This window comes from Nonomuraea sp. NPDC049152 (assembly GCF_040648355.1).
GTDB lineage: Bacteria > Actinomycetota > Actinomycetes > Streptosporangiales > Streptosporangiaceae > Nonomuraea.
This window is the reverse complement of sequence record NZ_JBEZDO010000002.1, coordinates 545151-565412: the sequence shown is the minus strand read 5'-3', so window position 1 is coordinate 565412 and position 20262 is coordinate 545151. Positions and strand designations below refer to the sequence as shown.

The 20262-nt window shown below is 68.9% G+C and carries 17 protein-coding genes; 9 read left to right on the top strand and 8 right to left on the bottom strand.

All coding sequences use genetic code 11. The features are described from left to right. Nucleotides 1-20 precede the first annotated feature (20 nt). Genes AB0B45_RS06390 through AB0B45_RS06375 form a run of 4 tightly spaced genes read right to left on the bottom strand, consistent with a single transcriptional unit; the run spans nucleotide 21 to nucleotide 4489 of the window. Nucleotides 21-1238 (bottom strand): ROK family transcriptional regulator, encoded by a 1218-nt coding sequence (locus AB0B45_RS06390; protein ID WP_358126209.1) that lies wholly within the window; start codon nucleotides 1236-1238, stop codon nucleotides 21-23. A 35-nt stretch (nucleotides 1239-1273) separates the two neighbouring features. Next, on the bottom strand, nucleotides 1274-2545 hold the full coding sequence (locus tag AB0B45_RS06385) for an ABC transporter permease (RefSeq protein WP_358126206.1): 1272 nt from the start codon (nucleotides 2543-2545) through the stop codon (nucleotides 1274-1276). Continuing rightward, nucleotides 2542-3306, bottom strand: a complete 765-nt coding sequence (locus AB0B45_RS06380; RefSeq protein WP_358126203.1) for an ATP-binding cassette domain-containing protein — start codon at nucleotides 3304-3306, stop codon at nucleotides 2542-2544. The genes AB0B45_RS06385 and AB0B45_RS06380 overlap by 4 nt, the downstream gene beginning before the upstream one ends. A gap of 55 nt (nucleotides 3307-3361) precedes the next feature. Beyond that, nucleotides 3362-4489 carry a substrate-binding domain-containing protein gene (locus tag AB0B45_RS06375; RefSeq protein WP_358126200.1) on the bottom strand — a complete coding sequence of 376 codons (1128 nt, stop codon included), beginning with the start codon at nucleotides 4487-4489 and terminating at the stop codon, nucleotides 3362-3364. Between the two features lie 325 nt (nucleotides 4490-4814). On the opposite strand from AB0B45_RS06375, the gene AB0B45_RS06370 reads away from it, so the two are divergent. From AB0B45_RS06370 to AB0B45_RS06345, 6 genes are all read left to right on the top strand, one after another. Next, complete coding sequence (locus AB0B45_RS06370; protein WP_358126197.1) at nucleotides 4815-5579, top strand: TnsA-like heteromeric transposase endonuclease subunit; 765 nt, start codon at nucleotides 4815-4817, stop codon at nucleotides 5577-5579. Beyond that, entirely contained in the window at nucleotides 5579-7630 is a 2052-nt protein-coding gene (locus AB0B45_RS06365; RefSeq protein ID WP_358126194.1) for a Mu transposase C-terminal domain-containing protein, read from the top strand. The genes AB0B45_RS06370 and AB0B45_RS06365 overlap by 1 nt, the downstream gene beginning before the upstream one ends. Continuing rightward, a complete protein-coding gene (locus AB0B45_RS06360; protein ID WP_358126192.1) occupies nucleotides 7627-8736 on the top strand; it encodes a TniB family NTP-binding protein in 1110 nt (369 codons plus the stop codon). The genes AB0B45_RS06365 and AB0B45_RS06360 overlap by 4 nt, the downstream gene beginning before the upstream one ends. Beyond that, nucleotides 8736-9665 (top strand): TniQ family protein, encoded by a 930-nt coding sequence (locus AB0B45_RS06355; RefSeq protein WP_358126189.1) that lies wholly within the window; start codon nucleotides 8736-8738, stop codon nucleotides 9663-9665. Before AB0B45_RS06360 ends, AB0B45_RS06355 begins: the two co-directional genes overlap by 1 nt. A 129-nt stretch (nucleotides 9666-9794) precedes the next feature. Next, a complete protein-coding gene (locus AB0B45_RS06350; protein ID WP_358126186.1) occupies nucleotides 9795-10136 on the top strand; it encodes a helix-turn-helix transcriptional regulator in 342 nt (113 codons plus the stop codon). Continuing rightward, on the top strand, nucleotides 10133-11104 hold the full coding sequence (locus AB0B45_RS06345) for a hypothetical protein (protein ID WP_358126183.1): 972 nt from the start codon (nucleotides 10133-10135) through the stop codon (nucleotides 11102-11104). Before AB0B45_RS06350 ends, AB0B45_RS06345 begins: the two co-directional genes overlap by 4 nt. 547 nt (nucleotides 11105-11651) lie before the next feature. Here AB0B45_RS06345 and AB0B45_RS06340 read toward each other — a convergent pair. Continuing rightward, a complete protein-coding gene (locus AB0B45_RS06340; protein ID WP_358126180.1) occupies nucleotides 11652-12230 on the bottom strand; it encodes a site-specific integrase in 579 nt (192 codons plus the stop codon). 810 nt (nucleotides 12231-13040) lie between these two features. On the opposite strand from AB0B45_RS06340, the gene AB0B45_RS06335 reads away from it, so the two are divergent. Further along, on the top strand, nucleotides 13041-13547 hold the full coding sequence (locus tag AB0B45_RS06335) for a hypothetical protein (protein ID WP_358126177.1): 507 nt from the start codon (nucleotides 13041-13043) through the stop codon (nucleotides 13545-13547). A 132-nt stretch (nucleotides 13548-13679) separates the two neighbouring features. After that, nucleotides 13680-14348: a hypothetical protein gene (locus tag AB0B45_RS06330; RefSeq protein WP_358126174.1), complete on the top strand. Its 669-nt coding sequence runs from the start codon at nucleotides 13680-13682 to the stop codon at nucleotides 14346-14348. A 224-nt stretch (nucleotides 14349-14572) separates the two neighbouring features. Here the strand turns inward: AB0B45_RS06330 and AB0B45_RS06325 are convergent, their stop codons facing one another. Further along, a complete protein-coding gene (locus AB0B45_RS06325; RefSeq protein WP_358126171.1) occupies nucleotides 14573-15064 on the bottom strand; it encodes a sulfite exporter TauE/SafE family protein in 492 nt (163 codons plus the stop codon). Between the two features lie 56 nt (nucleotides 15065-15120). Between AB0B45_RS06325 and AB0B45_RS06320 the strand changes: the two genes are divergently transcribed. Then, entirely contained in the window at nucleotides 15121-16104 is a 984-nt protein-coding gene (locus AB0B45_RS06320) for a neutral zinc metallopeptidase (RefSeq protein ID WP_358126168.1), read from the top strand. A gap of 362 nt (nucleotides 16105-16466) precedes the next feature. Here the strand turns inward: AB0B45_RS06320 and acnA are convergent, their stop codons facing one another. Then, complete coding sequence (gene acnA, locus AB0B45_RS06315) at nucleotides 16467-19199, bottom strand: aconitate hydratase AcnA (RefSeq protein WP_358126273.1); 2733 nt, start codon at nucleotides 19197-19199, stop codon at nucleotides 16467-16469. A gap of 145 nt (nucleotides 19200-19344) precedes the next feature. After that, a complete protein-coding gene (locus tag AB0B45_RS06310; RefSeq protein WP_358126165.1) occupies nucleotides 19345-20070 on the bottom strand; it encodes a metal-dependent hydrolase in 726 nt (241 codons plus the stop codon). Nucleotides 20071-20262: the final 192 nt, after the last annotated feature.

Genomic DNA, 20262 nt, shown 5'->3' with positions numbered 1-20262 from the left:
ATCGTCATGTGAGGGGCCGGTCAGCCGCCGGCCCTGGCCAGCGCCTCCAGCGGGTCGGCGAGCACGTGCGCGAAGGCCAGCTCGGCCGCGCCGACGAGCGTGGCGTCGTCGGCCAGCGCCGAGGTGCGCAGCCGCAGCTTCTCCCTGTGGGCGGGCAGCGCGTCGAGGGCGAGGCGGCTGCGCACCTGGGCGGCCGCGCCGAGGTAGATCTCGCGCAGCATCCCGCCGAAGACCACCATCTCGGGGTTGAAGATGTTGACCAGGTTGGCCACGCCGAGGCCGAGCCAGTCGCCCACCCGGCTCAGCGCGTCCTGCGCGACGATGTCGCCCCTGTCGGCCGCGTCGACGACGGCCCTGACCGCGTCGCGGCCGAGCGGTCCCTCGGCCAGGCCGTCGGGGGCCCTGCCCGCCGCTTCGAGCAGCGCCCGCTCCCCCACCTCCGCCTCCAGGCAGCCGTGGGAGCCGCACCCGCACAGGCGCCCGCCGGGGTGGACGACCATGTGGCCGACCTCGCCGCCGAAGCCCTCGTGGCCGCCGAGCAGGTGACCGCCCGCGATGACGCCCCCGCCCACACCGACGTCGCCGTGCAGGTAGATGAGGTCTCGCACGGCCGCGCCCACGCCTCTGGTGTGCTCGGCCAGCGCCCCCAGGTTGGCGTCGTTGCCGACGGTGACCGGAAGCCCTAGGGCCAGCTTCTTGCTCAGCGCCTCGCCGAACGGCACGTCCACGGCCAGCAGGTTGGGCCCGTACCTGACGACGCCGTCGCTCTTGCGGACCCCGCCGGCGACCGCGGCGGCCGCGCCGACGCAGACGGTGTCGGCGCGGGTCTTGCGGTGCATCTGCCTGGCGAAGCCCGCCAGCGCGCCCACGACCTCGTCGAGGTCGAAGGCGCCGCGCCGCCGTACGGCCTCGCGCCGGTCGAGGATCACGCCGCCGAGGCCGACGCGGGCGGCGACCAGCCGGTCGGGGCCCAGGTCGAAGGCGAAGACGTAGACCCGCGACGATTCGGGCCGCACCACCAGGGACGGCCTGCCCGCGCGGCCCGTCTCGCGCGGCAGCTCCTCTCGCACCAGGCCTGCCGCGGTCAGGTCGGAGGTCAGCGCCATGATCGTGCTGCGGTTCAGGCCCATCCTCGAGGTCAGTTCGGCACGCGAGGTGGGCCCTCCGAGATGGACATGGCGGAGCAGGGCGCCCAGGTTGTGGCGCCTGATCTCCTCCTGAGAGGGGCCCGCTCGCATCGTCCGTAAATCCTTTGCAGTGCCGAAGTCGCTGATCACCTTAGACCAGCGGCGGCGGCCCTACGACGTGCGAGGGCGTCGACCCCCGCCGCCAGCAGCAGCACCGAGCCGGTCACCATGAACTTCTCGCTGGAGGCGAACCCCAGCAGGCCCATGCCGTTGTCGATGACCGCGATGACGGCCCCGCCGAGGACGGCGTCCAGGACCCTGCCCTTGCCGCCGAACAGGCTGGTCCCGCCGATGACGGCCGCGCCCACGGCGTACAGGAGGACCTGGCTGCCGCCGGTGTTCGGGTCGACGGACGCGCCGCGCGAGGCGGCGATGATCCCCCCGACGGCGGCGATCGCCGAGCAGATGACGAAGGCGCTGACCTTGATCCGGTCGACGTTGATGCCGGCCCTGCGGGAGGCCTCCGCGTTGCCGCCGACCGCGTAGAGGTGGCGGCCGAAGCGGGTCCTGCTGAGCACGAACGTCCAGACGACCAGCAGGGCCAGCACGATCGGGACGACGATCGGCACGCCGCTCAGCGACGCCACCGCGGGGTTGCGGCTGCGCTCCATGTTGAGCACGAAGACGGCGACGCCCGCGAGCACCGCGAGGGTGGCGACCCTGGCGGCGATCAGCGAGACCGGGTCGGCCACCAGGCCGCGCCTGCCGCGCTTGACCGACCTGACGACCTGGACGGCCGCGTAGCCGCCGACGCCGACCAGCCACAGGCCCCAGCCCAGCGCCGCGGGCAGGTTCTTGTTGGCGATGGCGAGGATGGTCTCGTCACGGATGGAGATGTTGGTGCCCTCTTCGAGGATCGCCAGCAGGACGCCCTGGAAGGCGAGGAAGCCGGCGAGCGTGACGATGAAGGAGGGGATGCCGAGCTTGGCCACCAGCACGCCGAGCACGAGGCCGATGACGACGCCGGTGAGGATGGCCGCCAGCACGCAGACGTACCACGGCAGGCCCATGTTGGTGAGCGAGACGGCCAGCACGGCCGCGCACAGGCCGCTGGCGAAACCGGCCGACAGGTCGATCTCGCCGATCAGCAGCACGAAGACCAGCCCCATCGCGATGACGGTGACCTGGCCGCCCTGCTGGAAGAGGTTGGCGAAGTTGACGGGGGTGAGGAAGACCGGCTTGAGCACGGTGAAGACGGTGCAGAGGACGACCAGGCCGAGCACGGCGGGCAGGGCGCCCATGTCGCCGCCGCGGACCCGCTCCAGGTAGGCACGGGCGCTGTTGCCGACCGAGGGCTGGCGCGCCGCGGTGACGATCGCCCCGTCCTCGGCGGGTTCGCTGGTGAGGATCTTGCTCATGCCGAGACCCCGTTCTTGAGGCCCAGGTCTCCGCTGCGGCCTGCGGTGATCAGTTCGACGACCTGCGCGTGGGTCACGTCGGAGGTCTTGACCTGGGCGGCCATCCGCCCGAGGTAGAGGGCCGCGATCCGGTCGGAGACGGCGAAGACGTCGTTCATGTTGTGCGAGATCAGCACGACGGCGAGGCCCTTGTCGGCGAGCCTGCGGACCAGTTCGAGCACCTGGCCCGTCTGTGCCACGCCGAGCGCCGCCGTGGGCTCGTCGAGGATGACGACCTTGCTGTTCCACAGCACGGCCTTGGCGATGGCGACGGTCTGCCGCTGGCCGCCCGACAGGCTGGAGACCTGCTGCCTGATGGACTTGACGGTCCTGACCGACAGGCTGGAGAGGGTCTGCTGGGCCATCTCCTCCATCGTGGCCTCGTCGAGCACCAGGCCGCTCCTGCGCTCCCTGCCCAGGAACATGTTCTGGACGATGTCGAGGTTGTCGCAGAGCGCGAGATCCTGGTAGACGATCTCGATGCCCAGCTCGCCGGCGTCGCGCGGGCCGCTGACCTGCACCTGCTTGCCGTCGAAGTAGTAGTCGCCCGCGTCGATCGGGTGGATCCCGCCGATGCACTTGACCAGGGTGGACTTTCCTGCGCCGTTGTCGCCGACCAGCGCGGTCACCTCGCCGGGGTAGGCGGAGAAGGCGACGTCGTGCAGGACCTGCACGGGACCGAAGCTCTTGTCGATCCCTCGGACTTCAAGAACGGGGTTCATATTCTGCGTCCTCCGCAGGGGTACGGCCGTCGCCGGCCGTACCCCTGGCCGCGTGTTACTGGATTCCGGCCTCGGTGCACTTGCTGGCGAACTCGCCCTTGCAGAGCTCGTCCTTGGTGACGAAGCCGTCGGCCACGACGTCCTTGACGCTGTCGAAGAAGATCGCCTGGGGGTCGAGCAGCACGGCGGGAACGTCCTGTCCGCTCTCGGTGTCCTTGACGCTGCCCGTGGCGGCGGGCTTCTCGCCCTTGGCCAGGGAGACGGCCAGCGCGGCGGCCGCGTCGGCCTCCTTCTTGATCGCCTTGTAGACGGTCATGCACTGGTCGCCCGCGAGGATGTTCTGCAGGCCCTGGACGGTGGCGTCCTGGCCGGTGACCGGCACCTTGCCGTTGAGGTTGTTCTTCTTCAGCACGGTGATGGCGGCGTTGCCGAGGCCGTCGTTGGCCGCGAGCACGCCGGCGATCTTCGACTCGCCGGTGAGCATCTGCTCGAAAAGCGTGCCGGCCTTGGCGTTGTCCCAGTCGGGCACCGACTCGTCCGGGCCCTTGACGTACTCGCCCGCGTCGAACTTCGGCTTGAGCACGCCGTCGTAGCCCTGCTTGAACAGCGTGGCGTTGTTGTCGGTCGGCGAGCCGTTGAGGTAGGCGACGATCGGCTTGTCGGCCTTCTTGTCGGTCAGGCACTTGGACAGGCCCTCGCCCTGCAGGGTGCCGACCTTGGTGTTGTCGAAGCTCACGTAGTAGGCGGCGCCGCCGCCGAGCGTGAGCCTGTCGTAGTCGATCGTGGCCACGCCCTGCGACTTGGCCTTGCTGAGCACGGCCTTGCCGGTGCCCGAGTCCAGGTTCACGATCATCAGCACGGTCGCGCCGTTGGTGATCATCTGGTCGGCGATCGTCTGGAAGGCGTTCTTGTCGCCCTGGGCGTTCTGGATGTCGTAGGCGACGCCGGCGGCCTTGAAGGCCTCTTCCAGGTACTTGCGGTCGGCGGTCTCCCACCTGGCCGAGGACTTGCTGTCGGGGAGGATGACGCCGATCTTGCCCGTGGCGGCCGCGCTGGAGGCGGGCGCCGCGCTGGACTGGGCAGGACTGGCCTGGGTGGTGCCACCGCTGTCGCCCCCGCACGCGGTGAGACCGAGGGTGGTCGCCGCTGCCACGGCGGTCAGGCTGAGGATCCCCTTGCGCATGGTGCAAGGTCCTTTCTGGGGAATGGACGGGGGGTTGGATCCACCCGCGGTACGGCGGCGCCTGCCCTACCCGGTGAATGTTGTTTGCGGCAACGTATTCCGCGGGCGGCCTGCTTTGGAAGACCCCCAACCGGGCGAGTTTGTTGTGGCGGGTAACAATCCAGAAACGCCCCGTTAACCGATCAAGGTCTGTGCGATCAACGCTGTCGGTTGCAGATGAAGCTGTCGGTGTCCGCGTGTTGTTGTCGGTGCTCGTGTCGGTGTCCAGCTTGAATTGTCGGATTCGGCTTTCGGCTCCGATCTTGGTGGTGCGGAATGCTCAGCCATGACGGCTCTGCGCGCGCTGGCCGGCGGGATGGATGTGCCTCCCCGGGACGGGGAGTTCGAGGTTCGGTACGTCGCTGAGGGCGGCGGGCTGCAGCGCGTCCCGCTCAACGAGGTGGGCAGGATGCGGTTCGAGGCGGTGGCGCCGGCGCGGGCGTTCGTCTCTTACAAGGGGCAGCGGAACTTTCCGGGGTTGTGGTGGTCGGCGACCGTCGGCGGACACGTCGGTTATGAGTCCTGGCTGGAACGCGATCATCTGATGCTGCTGGACTTCGACCCTGCGGTCGTCGGGATCTCCTCCCAGCCGTTTTGGCTGTCGTGGTCGACCGCGGAGGGCAAGGTGCGCTCGCATGCGCCGGACTATTTCGCCCGGCGCGCGGACGGTTCGGCGGTGGTGGTGGACTGCCGGCCGCTGGAGCGGATCAAGCCGCGGGATGCGGTGAAGTTCGAGGCCACTCGGCGGGCGTGCGAGCGGCTGGGATGGGACTACCACGTCGTGGGCGCGGTGGATGGGGTCGTGGCTGCGAACGTGCGGTGGCTGTCGGGATATCGGCATCCACGGCATGCACGCGAGGACGTCGCCGCCGCGCTGTTGGCGGCCTTCACCGAGCCGGCGGAGTTGATGGCCGGCGCACAGTCGGTGAGTGATCCGATCGCGGTGCTACCGGTGCTGTTTCACCTGCTGTGGCGGCACCAGCTGGCGGCGGATCTGTCGGTGCCGTTGCATCCGCTGACGCACATTTCGGCGACCGGGCGGGAGGTCTGATGGGTGCGGTGCTGCGGCCCGGCGACTGGGTGCATTTTGACGGCGGTGAGCACCAGGTCGTGGCACTGGCGGGTACGTCGGTGCGGTTGCGCTCCAGCGATGGCGCCGAGTCGGTGGTGCTGGCGTCGTACTTGATGGCATCGCCCGGGTTCGGCCTCGTGGACGGCGCACCGCTTCCGGCGATCGAGCCGATGGGGCTGCTGGAAGGGCTGCCCGACGATGTGCTCGCCGCCGCCAAGCAGTGGCAGCGGCATGTGGTGGAGGTCGAGACGGGGCTGCCGCTGGAGGCAGGGCCGGAGGCGGAGCCGCGGCCCGAGTACGACCCTGTGGCGCGTTCGCTGGTGCAGCGCATCACGAGCAAGGCGGCCGAGCTGGGGGTGAGCGCGCGGACGGTGGAGCGGATGCGGGCGCGGTACCAACAGCAGGGGCTGTGGGGGTTGGTGGATCAGCGGGCCGTCAGGGCCGGGGAGCCGACCGGGCGAGCCGATGCCCGCCTGGTCGCGGCGATCCAGGAGGTGCTGGACGCCGAGACGCACACCTCGACCGGGACGCGGTCGCGGTTGATCCGCCGGGTGGTCAAAACGGTGGAGGACACCCACGGTCCCGGGGTGGTGCCGTTGCCAGGCCGCAGTACCTTTTACAAGCTGATCGACCGGTTGGCCACCGGACGGCACACCTTCGGCTCGGCGGTGACGCGACGGCAGACGGCCAACCGGCCCGCCGGGGCGTTCACACCGACGCTGGCGGCCCGCCCGGGCGAGCAGGTGCAGATCGACTCCACGCCGATCGACGTGATGGTGCTGGCCGACACCGGGCTGCCGGTCCGGGCGGATTTGACGATCGCGGTCGACGTCGCCACACGCACCATCTGCGCGGCGGTGCTACGACCGGTGGGCACCAAAGCAGTCGACGCCGCACTTCTGCTGGCCCGGATGCTGGTGCCCGAGCCGATGCGGCCGGGCTGGTCGAACGCGCTGCGGATGGCCTCCTCCCAGCTGCCGCATCAGCGCCTGGTCGACATCGATGCGCGGATGGAGATGGCGGCCGCCCGGCCGGTGATCGTGCCGGACACCATCGTGATCGACCAGGGCAAGGTGTTCGTCTCGCACACCTTCGTCCAGGCGTGTGAGCGGCTGGGCGTCTCGGTGCAGCCATGCCGTCCGGGCACGCCGACCGACAAGGCGATCGTCGAGGCGACGCTAGGGTCGATCAACTCGCTGTTTTGTCAGCATGTCGCGGGTTACACCGGGTCCAATCCGACGCTGCGTGGCTCTGCGGTGGAGGCGGCCTGGACCGTCCCGCAGCTGCAGGATCTGTTGGATGAGTGGCTGATCGCAGGCTGGCAGCATCGCCCGCACGACGCGCTGCGCGATCCGTTCGCGCCGCGCCGGGCGATGTCGCCCAACGAGCGCTACGCCGCGCTGGTCGCCGCGGCGGGCTACCTGCCGCTGGTGCTGTCGGGTGAGGACTATCTGGAGCTGCTGCCGGTGAAGTGGCAGAAGATCAACGCCTACGGGATCCAGATCGACTACCGCACCTACGACTGCCCCGAGCTGGGCCCGTGGCGGTTGCAGCACTCGGGGGTGGCCGCCAAGAACGGCCTATGGGAGATCCACTACGACCCCTACGACCTGTCGCAGGTGTTCGTACGCACGCCGGACGGCTGGGTAAGCGCGCCGTGGACGCACCTACCGATGGTCGCCGCGCCGTTCGCGGATTTCACCTGGCGCTACGCCCGCCACCTGGCCGCCGAAGCCGGGCTGGACGACACCAATGAGACCGTGGTGGCCCGGGTCCTGGACGCGTTGCTGACCCGAGCCCAGGCCGGCCCGGCCGACGACGGGGCTGGGCTTCTCGACGGTGCCGGGGCGCGCATCGTGGCCCGCACGCGCGTCGCCGCGGCCGCTCACCGCCCTCCAGCGCTGGAGCCCGCCGGCGGGCAGCCGCCCGAGCTGCCCGAGGCGGTCGAGGAGTCCGGCGAGGCGCTGACCGGCACGGTGGTCCCGCTGGGGATCTTCGATGCGGAAGCGGAAGCGGAAAGGTGGATATGACGCGCGGTTTCGACCCCTGGCCGGCCTTTTCCGATGCCACCGGCGGAGGCGACGATGAGGTTCCTCCGGATGCGCCGCTGACCACCAAGGAGGGCTGGCGGATCTTCGTCGACTACCAGCCGACCCCGCCGGTGCTGCTCGCCCCCGACCAGCTGCTGGCGCTGTCACGTCGGGAACGCGCCGCCTATGACGAGGCTCGCCGCGACTACCACGGCGACCTGCCGTTGGTGAACACCCCGACGATCCGGCAGGTCATCAACACCAGCCGGTTGCTGGTCCAGCTGAACCGGCGGCAGGTGTCGGCGCGGCGCGGCGTCATCATCTCTGGCGCGTCCGGCACTGGGAAGACCACCGCGCTGACCCAGCTGGGCCGCACGCACGAACGTCACATCCGCAAACGCCACCGCAGTGACCGGCACCGTCTGCCGGTCATCTACGTCACCGTCCCGCCAGCGGCGACCGCCCGGATGGTCGCGGTCGAGTTCGCCCGCTTCCTCGGGCTGGAACTGCCCTCCCGCGCCAACATCACCGACATCGTCAACGCGGTCTGCCACACGGCCGCGCACACCCATGTCGGACTGGTTTGTGTCGATGAGATCCACAACATCAGCATCGCCACCCGCACCGGCGCCGAGGTGTCGGACCAGTTGAAGTACTTCGCCGAACGGCTGCCGGCCACGTTCGTCTACGCGGGCATCGACGTCGAAGCCCAAGGTCTGTTCGCCGGGGTGCGGGGCCGTCAGATCGCCGGACGATTCACCGTCATCCCCGCCGCCCCGTTCGCCTACGGCACCGCCGAGCAGCGCGAGACCTGGCGCTCACTGATCGCCACCTTGGAGAGCCTGCTGCGCCTACACGACCAGCCCGCCGGCGCCCTGGTCGCCTTCGCCGAATACCTCTACCGGCGCAGCGGCGGAATGATCGGCAGCCTGTCCCAGCTGGTGCGCGGAGCAGTCATCTTGGCCATCGAGACCGGCACCGAACGCATCACCCAGGAGCTCCTGGACGTCGTCCCGGTCGACTACGCCGCCGAACGCGCCGCGTCCCAGCCGCACATCCCCGCCCGCGCTCGCGCCGCCCGCGCGGCCGCCGACGCCGCAAGCTGATGCGACCACGCACGCTGCCGATCGCGGTCCCACCGGCACGGCACGAAACCAGCGCCTCCTACCTCGCTCGCCTGGCCGCACTGCACGGCCTGGACGGCGACGAACTCTGGAAACGAGTCAGCGTCCCCACGCCCAGCCCGGCCCGGCGAACCATCGACATCCACCAGCTCTCCGCGCTCACCGGCCGCCCGCCCAGCCATCTGGCCGGCGCGTTACTCGAGCTCCGCGACCCGCCCCCAACCTGGGAAGCGTTCCGTCACATCCCGCAGATCGACTGCCCCCGCTGCGACGCCCACTACCCCGGCGGCCCGGTGTTCCGCATCTTCCCGCACCACCGCTACGTCTGCACCCGGCACCAGTACTGGATCGGACCGCCCGACATCAACCATCCCGGACCAAACCTGGAGATCTTCCCTGACATCGTCACCGCCCAACGGCAACATCTCCGCCTGGTCCGCCGCCACGGCTGGGCCGCCGCCTACGACGCCGTCCTGACCGCCTTCATGATCTGCGCCCATCTCTGGGAACAGGACCCCGACGACAACCCCGGCATGGCTCTCAACCAGGCCGTCCGGAACGTCCGCTCGTTCGTCTTCATCCCGAAGAACACCGAGCAGGAGACCTTCAGCGCGTCCTGGATCGAGCAGGACTGCTGGCGGCCGCCCAGCCCGCCCCCGACCACGTTCGCCGCCGCTCCCGGGCATCGCCGGCCTGGCCACCTGGACACGACTGTCACCCGGGCCAACCGCGAGCGCCACGACAAGGCCGTTTTGTGGTTCTCCCGCAAGCGGCGCCCCGGCCAGGTGATCCTGCACCATCGCACGGTCCACCCGGTCGTCATTAGGGAGTGGAGCACCCAGATGGAACACTTCGCCGGCGCGATCTGGCAAAGTCAACGCACCATGGACCGGTTCAAAGCCGTTCCCTAGACGGTCAGCGGTATGGAGCCGTTTCAGGATGATGCTGGCGTGGAGGCGCTGCTACGCGGCTTCGCCGAGGATGTGGGAGTCAGCTCCTTCGCCCTTCCCATATGCCGACTATCGGTATATAAAGATCCTGTGTCTAAGTTACGCGCATTACAGGAGCCTTCGTTCCTCATCCTGACCTCGCTGGCACACGAGCCCCAGCATGGCTACGGCATCATCACCGACGTCGAGCGCATCTCCCAGGGTGAGATTCGGCTGAGGGCCGGCACCCTGTACGCCGCCCTGGACCGGCTGCAGGCCGAGGGGCTGATCGCCGAAGACCGGGAGGAGATCGTCGACGGGCGGCTTCGCCGCTACTACCGGCTCACCGAGGAAGGTAGCCGGCGCCTGGCCGCGGAGGCGGCGCGACTGCAGCGCAACGCCCGAACGGCGGTCACCCGGCTGCGTACCCACCAGGCCGGAGGGACCGCGTGAGCGACCTGGAACGCCACTACCGCCGGCTTCTCCGCCTCTACCCTCGCGATCACCGAGCCAGGCACGAGGAGGAGATGCTCGGCGTGCTCATGGCGGCGGCGGAGCCCGGCCGCCGCCCTCCGCATCCGCAAGACGTGGCCGACCTGATCGGTGGAGCGGCCGCCATTCGCTTACGCCGACCCATCAGTCCGCAATCTCTGATGTGGTGGCGCGATGCGGCCCGCGTCGCCGCCGTCCTCGGACCGCTGGTACTGCTGATCCAGCAGTTCCCCGCGGCTGTCCGAGACATTGGGCGGTATATCCAGCGAGGACCGGAGCCAGGGGTGCTATCGACGGGCACCGTCGTCGAGCAGACGCTCGGGCTACTGGTCTACGTCGTGGTCACGGTGCTCGCCTGGCATGATTACAGGTGGATCGCGGCCGGCCTGGCTTGGGCATGGGCCACCTGGTTCGGCGCAGACATGATCATTCCGAATTCATACAGCTGGCGTTTCAGTCAGCTGCTCCCTCTTGGGCTGCTCCTCCTTCCGTACGTGGCCGTGGCCGTACTCCTGACGGGCACCACCCGTCCACAGCTCGGAGTGCAACTAGTTGGCCGACGCAGAATCCTGATCTGGTTCGCCATCGTTCTGGGGGCCATCACAACCAGTCAACTGTGGCCAGCCGGGGGACTTCTGTCGGGGATGCTGGTTCCGCCCTGTCTGACGGCGATCATCTGTGGGATGGCCGCACGATCCCCGCGGGGACGCAGGAGCATCGTGCTGCTCGCCCCCGTCTTTCTTCCCGTTGTGCTGATGGGCGTTCTCTTTGTAGCGATGTGGTCGTGGTGGGCGGAGGGATCCAGTACCGGCGTCACGCAGGGGATCGTCGTGGTGTGTGCAGCCCTGGCCGTCTTTGTGATCACCGTCTACCTCGCCGGCAGACGCCAGGCCGCCAGTGCACCGCCACGCGAAGCAGCTCGACCTTGACGAAGTCGTGTTCGCGGGCGAACGGGATGGATGCGATGGCCGGGGAGATCGCGTGAGTCGCGCGCTTGTGGGGTGGTTCGCCGGCCTCTGCTGGCGGGAATCGCTGCGGCGATCTGGGGACTGGCGTCTGCGATCAAAGGCGCTGGACAGGCGCACGGAGTCGTGGCCGTGCATTGCCGGGACATACCCGACAAGCTTCCTCTTGAGGTGTCGATGGGCTCGGACATCTCAGCGGCAGGCGCCTTGTACAAAATTGGGGGTGGCACGCTGCTGGCAGCGAACTCCACCGTCGCCGAGCAGGTCGCCTCACACGGCGATGACCTTCTGATGGGTATCTGCGCGTTTGCGGCGGGCGTCCTGCTGTATCGGCTCTTTCGATCGTTCCTCCAAGGGCAGCCGTCTCTCGGGCGCAACCCGGCACGACTCACCTGGCTTGCGGCGCTCTGCTTGACCGTCGCCGCCACCGCGCCACTCCTCCCGTTCCAGGGGGGCAGACCAAGTACGCCTGAAAGGGGCAGTGCCCCCTTCTCTCCAGGAAAAGAGCTGGTCAGTGGGTACGGCGGGGCGGCGCGAGGTGGGTAGTGACGGCCGCGATGGCCTCGGCGCCGGGTTTGACGTAGCGCATGGCGGTGCGGGGGTTCTTGTGCCGGGTCTTGCCCATGATGAGCTGGAGTGGGACCTCGGCGTCGCCGAGATGGGTGGCGGCGCTGTGCCGGAGTTGGTGGAGGTCGAGTCCGGCGTAGGTGTCGAGCAGCACGCGGGCGCGGTCGTAGCCGAGCCGGGCCCGGCCCGTGTGCGGGCAGATGTCTTTCGCGGCGGGGCGGCGGGCAGGGACCGGGCGACGCTCGGACAGGAACAGCGGACCGCGGGTGCGTGAGGTGCCGTCCGGCAGGCGCAGCAGGCGGGGCAACAGGTGGGCGGTCCCGCTGTCCCAGTACACCCACTCGATCGCGCCGCCCTTGGAGGTGACGGGGGCGCGCCGGTTGTCCAGGTCGAGGTCTTCGACGTTGAGCGCGAGAATCTCCGTTGCTCGGGCGGCTGTTTCGTAGAGCATCCGCCACAGGGTCTTCTCCCGGAGCGGGATGTCACGGCGCGACAGCAGCCGGTGCAGGGCCGTCTTGGCCACGGCGCGGGTCTTCCGGTCCCCGCGTGCAGCCGTACCGCACGGTCCGCACATGAGGACCGGACCGCCCGCTACCGGAAGACCAGCACTGCGGTCACCTCTCAAGCGCCGGAATGACCCCTGACCTGCGGCGTGCCCCTTTCTGGCTTACTTGGTCTGCCCCCCTTCCATGCTTCCTCGCTGGTCGTCGACAGACTCGGGTTCACGGGTAGTTGCCCGGCCGTCGCCGTCTATTCCGGAACTTCCGTGGTGCTCATTTCCGGGGCGGTCATCCTGTTCGCACTGGGCGAGCTGGCTCGCAATCGTCCGGAGTTTATGGAGGCCTGCCGCCGCGCCCTGAACTGCTGACCAGGAGTCGTGGTCGATAGCTGGTGGCGCTGCCCACGACGCCTGCATAGGCAGGCACCGAGACTGAGCACCGCTACTTGATCTTTCATGGCTGAAAGATCGTTTGTGGACGGTTGACCCCTCACAGACATCCTCTCCCGACTGACAAGAAAACCTGAACGGCTTCCCTCGAAACCGTCCGGATCGAGGTGTCGTGCCGCAGGTCAAACCCTGCCCCATCCGCCAACATCATCTGGAACGGACAAACGCTGTCGTGTGTACGCGAACCTTGCCGCGTCCGGACGTACATTGCCAACGATCGTGCAACGTCCGGGTTAACCCTGCACCGGGGAGCTGCTGAACGCGGGTGGAATCTCAGTGAGGCGCGGCTGGAATGAAAGGCTCTGACCCACTCTCGGTGACGCCGTGGGCAGGCCCAGGGCCGTCGCCGGGTTGTCAGGCGGGAAGGGAAAACAGGATGCTTTGGTGGTGATCAATGTCAGGAAAGGTCTTGTCCTGCTGGCGCTGGGGTTGGCGCTGGCGCCGGTGTACGCGGCACTCAACTACAGGGCCATCCGGATGGGTGAAGAAGCGCTGCGTCGGGGGCCGGAGTGGGAGGGGAGTGTCCCGCTGACCGATGAGATGAGCTCTGTGGCCGAGAACGCGTGGATGATGACCTGGTGGATCACCCTCGGGGCGGGGCTGGTGGGCGTCGCGCTGATCGTCATCGGCGCTCTTCTCCTCCGGCTGCGCGGCCGCGGCCGGACCAGCCTCCTGACAGCGGCCTGGGTCGTCGCCGTACCCTATCTGCCCATCCTCGCACTGGCCTTGCTCAACCCCGTGCAGGCCGGCATCTACGACGCGCCCGGCTATGACGCGGGGCTTCCCTGGTGGCAGCCGGCTACGCGTTTTCTTCTAATAGCGGCCGCGTGGGCACAGGCCATGGGCCTGACCTGGCTGGCCCGCGCCTCGGCCAACCCGTCACACCGGTGACCACGTAACTTCACCAGTGTGGGTCAAAGCCCATCTTCTCCGCGCCCAACACGGACGTACATTGCCAACGATCGCGCAATGTCCGGGTTAACCCTGCACCGGGGAGCAGCCTGACAAAGGAAGATGACGATCATGACAACTCCTGTGGCTGGTGGGGATCCTGCGTTAGCGTGCGACTTCGAATTCGCGTACGTGACGGCGGACGGCGTGGAGACTCGCGTGGACTTGGCCGACGCGTGGGTTCGGCTTGAGCGGCTGGTCCGGATGGAGCGGCTTGGCGTGCGCTCCCAGTCGTTTGATGGGCCGCTGTTCATCGCAGCGTTCTACCCAGAGGCCGTCCAGATCACTGAACTCTTCCTCTCTCCCGCCTGGCGCCTGTCCGCAGAGAAGATCATCAGTTCGGGCGACGAGTTCACACCCGAGGTCGAACCCGTGGCCAAGCAACTCAACCAGCTCTTGGGCCGCACAGGGATGGGCATTTGGGACTCCTACGTGCTTGAGCGGTGGCTGGCCGGAGTTGTCGGTTCCGAGCAGGTCGAACCCGGCGCCACCTTCCCTCACACGCGAGGTCGCACCGTGGACGGCACGCCGACCGGGAGACTGAGCTTCCACGAGTTGGAGCGCCAGCGCAAAGCCCGCCAAGAATTCAGAAAACATCGCCACGTTCCGCACTGGCTTCTGCCAGACAACGCCAGGGCCGTCCAAAATGCAGAAAGCGCCCCCGCTTCAGAGCAGGGGCTCTCACCGAAAATGCAAGGTCATTCCGAACAGTCCTGGCAACCGTCGTTCGAACTAACCTGACATCTCACAGGTCTACGACAGGGCGAGAGGACATCTTCGCCTGAACGGGACAAACGCCAGGGCGGAAAGGGCGGCCACGGCGAGGACGGCGCCCCTGACCCCGCTCCCGTCGAGATAGCGGCGCAGCGGGCCCGAGACGAGGAAGCCCGCGACCGGGAACGGGATCAGCAGCGCCCCCGACGCCGGCGCCCTGGAGGGCAGGCGGTCGACGAGCCAGAGGATGATCAGCGACTGGGTGGCGCCGAGGAAGAAGAAGGCGGCCAGCGTCGCGCGGATCTGCGGGCCCTGGCGTTCTGGTAGACCAGCGCCACCGGCGGCCCGCCGATGCCGGTGGCGGTGCCGGTGATGCCGGAGGTGAAACCGGCCGCCGTGACCGTCCACCCGTTCCTCCGCACGGCGACGGCGCGGGCGGTCAGCGCGACGGCGATCAGGACCATGACGCCGACGAACACCCCGAGCGTCCGGGTGGAGACGTAGACGACGATCAGCGCGCCGATCGCGCTGCCGGGCAGGCGGCCGAGAACGGCGAACCCGAGGCCTCGCCAGTCGATCCTGCGCCACTCGACGGCCAGGGTGAACAGCGGCAACGTGGCGTTGACCACCTGGATCGAGCCCGGCATGAGGCCGGGGTCGAGCATCGTCACGACGGGCGCGGCGACCAGGCCCAGCCCGAAGCCGACGGCGCCTTGGACGATCGCCCCCACAAATACCGCCAAACCAGCCAATAACAGGACCAAAGCCTCAGGAGTCATGGGCTCTATGCTGCATGATCGTGCGACTCCCCCTCCTCTCGGCCACCACCTTCGCCGCCACCCTCCTGACGGCCGCCACGCCCGCCGCCCCCGCCCTGCCCCTCCTCGGACCGCCCACCTCCAGCTCGGCCCGTTCCGAAGTGGTCTCTCCCTCCGTCACCGCACGCTCCATCACCTCAGCCCCCGCCTCACCCAGGTCCGTCACCGCCAGACCCATCACCTCAGGCCCCGCCACCCAAGGCGCCCCCTCACCCAACTCCGTCGCCACCAGAGTCGTCGCGTCCAGAGCGGTCCCCCCTGGCGCCGTCCCCCTCGGTGCGCCGGGAGGCTCGCTCTACCGGACCGGCAGGTTGCGCGCCGCCTCCTGCCCTGAGCCGCCGCTCGTCTCCGGCGGCATCCCGCGCCCGAAGGAGTACCTGCTCGCGATCACGAAGTGCCTGGACAAGGGGTGGTCGGCGCACTTCGGGAGGGCGAGGCTGACCTACAGCCGGCCCAAGGTCCTCTACGTCGAAGAGCCCATGGACCGGGTCTGCGGGGTGCGCTGGCCCGGCGGCGCGGCGGCGTTCTACTGCACCGACCGGGCCACCCTCGTCTTCCCCCTCGAAGGGCAGTGGATCGACGGGCGCACCGACCTGTACCCGTTGAAGGTCGCCGCCCACGAGTACGGCCACCACGTGCAACAGCAGGCGGGCATCAGGGCCGCCTACGAGAAACTGATACGCGCCCGCCGGGGCGACCAGGCCGAGCTGGGCCGCCGCTACGAGCTCCAGGCCGACTGCCTGTCCGGGGTGTTCGCCGGCAGCGTGTGGCGCTCGCTCGGCGGCCGCTCGGCGCAGGACTGGACGGCCCTGGTCGACGCCGTCAGGGCCAGCGGGGACGACCCCGAGGGGCCGCGCAGCCACGGGTCGGGGGCCAGTCGCGTGTCCTGGCTCAAGCGGGGGTACGCGGCGGTCTCGCCTTCGGCGTGCGACACCTGGTCGGTGCCGTCGTCCAAGATCTCCTGAGGCCGATACGAGGGTCGCCGGTACGGGCGACGTCGCGGCGGGAACCGAAGTCCCGCTGGAGTACGCGTGATGGACGGGCGGCCACCCGGTGACCACGGTGGGCCGGGCCCGGCTTGCCGTACGGGAGGGAAGGCACCGTACGGAAGCGAAGACGCCGTACGGGAGGCAGGGCGCCGTACGGAAGCAAGACGCCGCGGAAGCGGAGACGCCGACGCCCCGCGCGGGGTGGTGCGCGGGGCGTCGGCCGGGTCGGGTGGTTCCCCCGAGAGGGGCGCGTTGAGGTCGCGCCCGCCCGGCCTCAGGCCGGGCTCCCGCCGGCCCGCGGCCCGGCGGTTGGCCGGGCCGCGGGTGCGGGAAGTGCCTTACTTGGCCAGCAGCGACCGCAGCACGTACTGCATGATGCCGCCGTGCCGGTAGTAGTCGGCCTCACCGGGCGTGTCGATGCGGACCACCGCGTCGAACTCGACGTCGCCCGCCTTGACGTGGACGGTGCCGGGGATCGAGCCGTGGTTGAGCTCCTCGACACCGGTGATGTCGAAGCTCTCCTCGCCGGTCAGCCCCAGCGAGGCGGCCGTCTGGCCCTCGGGGAACTGCAGCGGCAGCACGCCCATGCCGATCAGGTTGGAGCGGTGGATGCGCTCGTAGGATTCGGCGATGACGGCCCTGACGCCCAGCAGCGCCGTGCCCTTGGCCGCCCAGTCGCGCGAGGAACCGGAGCCGTACTCCTTGCCCGCCAGGACCACCAGCGGCGTGCCTGCCTCGGCGTAGTTGACCGAGGCGTCGTAGATGAACGACACCGGGCCGTCGGCCTGGGTGAAGTCGCGGGTGTAGCCGCCCTCGGTGCCCGGGGCGATCTGGTTGCGCAGGCGGATGTTGGCGAACGTGCCGCGGATCATCACCTCGTGGTTGCCGCGCCGCGAGCCGTAGGAGTTGAAGTCCTTGACCTCGACGCCGTTGGCCTGCAGGTATTGCGCGGCGGGGGTGCCGACCTTGATCGAGCTCGCGGGCGAGATGTGGTCGGTGGTGACCGAGTCGCCGACCTTCACCAGGACGCGGGCGCCGGTGATGTCGGTGACGGGCTCGGGCTTCTCCGGCATGCCGTCGAAGTAAGGGGCCTTGCGCACGTAGGTGGAGGCGGGGTCCCACTCGAAGGTGTTGCCGGTCGGGATCGGCAGCGACTGCCAGGTCTCGTCGCCCTTGAAGACGTCGGCGTAGTCGCGCTCGAACATCTCACGGCCGATCGAGGAGTTGACGACCTCGGAGACCTCCTCGGGCGAGGGCCAGATGTCCTTGAGGAAGACGGGCTGGCCGTCGGCGCCGGCGCCGAGCGGCTCGTTGTCGAGGTCGATGTCCATCGTGCCCGCGAGCGCGTAGGCGACCACCAGCGGCGGCGAGGCCAGGTAGTTCATCTTCACGTCGGGGTTGATGCGGCCCTCGAAGTTGCGGTTGCCCGACAGGACCGCGGTGACGGCCAGGTCGTGCTCCTGGATGGCGGCGGAGATCTCCTCGGGCAGCGGGCCCGAGTTGCCGATGCAGGTGGTGCAGCCGTAGCCGACCAGGTTGAAACCGATCTTGTCGAGGTACGGCTGGAGCCCCGAGCGCTCGAAGTAGCCGGTGACGACCTGGGAGCCGGGGGCCAGCGAGGTCTTGACCCACGGCTTGCGGGTCAGGCCCTTCTCCACCGCGTTGCGCGCCAGCAGGGCGGCGCCCAGCATGACGTACGGGTTGGAGGTGTTGGTGCACGAGGTGATCGCGGCGATCGAGACGATGCCGTGGTCGATCTCGAAGGAGGTGCCGTCGGCGAGCGTGACGGGCACGCTCTTGTGCGGGCGGCCGTTGGCGGTGGCGTTGGAGGCCGGCGCGTCGGAGGCGGGGAAGGACTCCTCGCCCTCCTCGTCGAGCTCGTCGACGACGTAGTTGAGGACGTCGTGACGCCAGGTGGTCTTGGCCGCCGACAGCGCGATGCGGTCCTGCGGGCGCTTCGGGCCGGCGATCGAGGGGACGACCGTGGCCAGGTCGAGCTCGATGTACTCGGAGAAGACAGCCTCCTCGGCCGAGGGGTCGAGCCACAGGCCCTGGGCCTTGGCGTACGCCTCGGTGAGGGCGATCTGCTCCTCGGAGCGGCCGGTCAGCCGCAGGTAGTCGATGGTCTGGCCGTCGATCGGGAAGATCGCGCAGGTGGAGCCGAACTCGGGGCTCATGTTGCCGATCGTGGCCCTGTTGGCCAGCGGCACCGAGGAGACGCCCTCGCCGTAGAACTCGACGAACTTGCCGACCACGCCGTGCTTGCGCAGCATCTCGGTGATGGTCAGCACCAGGTCGGTGGCGGTCGCGCCGGCGGGGAGCTTGCCCGTCAGCTTGAAGCCGACCACGCGCGGGATCAGCATCGAGATCGGCTGGCCGAGCATCGCGGCCTCGGCCTCGATGCCGCCGACGCCCCAGCCGAGCACGCCGATGCCGTTCTCCATCGTGGTGTGGGAGTCGGTGCCGACGCAGGTGTCGGGGTAGGCCTTGCCGTCGCGGGTCATGACCACGCGCGCCAGGTGCTCGATGTTGACCTGGTGGACGATGCCGGTGCCGGGCGGGACCACCTTGAACTCGTCGAAGGCCGTCTGGCCCCAGCGCAGGAACTGGTAACGCTCGCGGTTGCGCTCGTACTCCCTCTCCACGTTGCGCCGGAAGGAGTCGGGGTGGCCGAAGAAGTCGACGATGACCGAGTGGTCGATGACCATCTCGGCGGGTGCCAGCGGGTTGATGCGGGCGGGGTCGCCGCCGAGGTCGCGTACGGCCTCGCGCATCGTGGCCAGGTCGACCACGCATGGCACGCCGGTGAAGTCCTGCATGATGACGCGGGCGGGCGTGAACTGGATCTCCACGCTCGGGGCCGCGTTCGGGTCCCACTGGCCCAGCGCACTGATGTGGTCGGCGGTGATGTTGGCGCCGTCCTCGGTGCGAAGGAGGTTCTCCAGCAGGATCTTCAGGCTGTACGGGAGGCGGGCAGCGCCCTCGACGGCATCCAGCCGGAAGATCTCGTACGACGCGTCGCCGACGCGTAGCGTGTCACGGCTGCCGAAGCTGTTCGCGGACACGGTGATTCGCCTCCTCGTTAGACAAGTTCTCGGTTCTGATCCTGCCGCACTTGGGCACCCCTCACGACGTTAGGTGACCCTAACTCGCAGGTGGCGGCGGATCTCTCGACATCAAGATATCTCGGTAAGTATCTCGACATCAAGTTACCCGCTAGTAGGCCAGTCTCCAGTACAGGAGTCCGAGAATGGCGACGGAAAGTATCGGCGCGAGAATCTTCTGCTCGAACTTCTTGCCGGTCTTGATGCCGATCTTCCACGGCAGCATGAACTTGTAGGCCATGGGCCACAGCACGGGACAGCCGCGTTCGGTCATGCAGTCGCCGACCACGTGGATGAGGCAGCCGATCGCCACCGCCAGGCCGAGCCAGGCGTAGCCCACGCCCATCGACATGAACACCACGTACAACCCCGCGGTGAGCCCGATGTTGACCATCGCGGAGCCCAGCTTGTTCCCGGGGATGCCGATCCCTATCGCGCGTAACGCGAGCCCGATGAGCAGGACGACCATGATGTCCCTGCCGATCGGATAGGCGCCGGCCAGCCAGTGCGCGCCGAACCCCATCGCGACCGCGAACACCAGGGAGTGCGTCGCCCCCCTGTGCCCGCCCGACAGCCACGAGACCGCCTTGCTCAGCACCCAGGTGACGGGCCCGAAGGTCTGCGCGATGGTCGCGCTCGGATGGTCGAGATCGGGGAGCATCGCCGCGCCCGCGCACACCAGCGCGCCCGCGATGATCTCGGCGGGGCTGAGCGCGCCCGCCATGATGCCGGTCTCGATGAATCTGCTCGACTCATTCACCAACGGGAGCACGGCCAGCGCGGGCGCGAGGCCCAGCCAGGCGGCGGCTCCGGTCATCGCGTGCGTGTGCCCCATCATGTCAAGATCACGCTACGTCATCGTAGGGCAAAGCGCGCGCCACGCGTTCGAACAATCGCCGCGCCACGCGGGGCTCACAGGGGCGGGATCGCGGCCACCGGCCTCGGACGACAAAAAGACGAGGTCGTTACCTACGGCGACAGCACCCCCCAGCCCTGCCGACGCGGAACGACCTCGTCTGCTCTAGTTAAC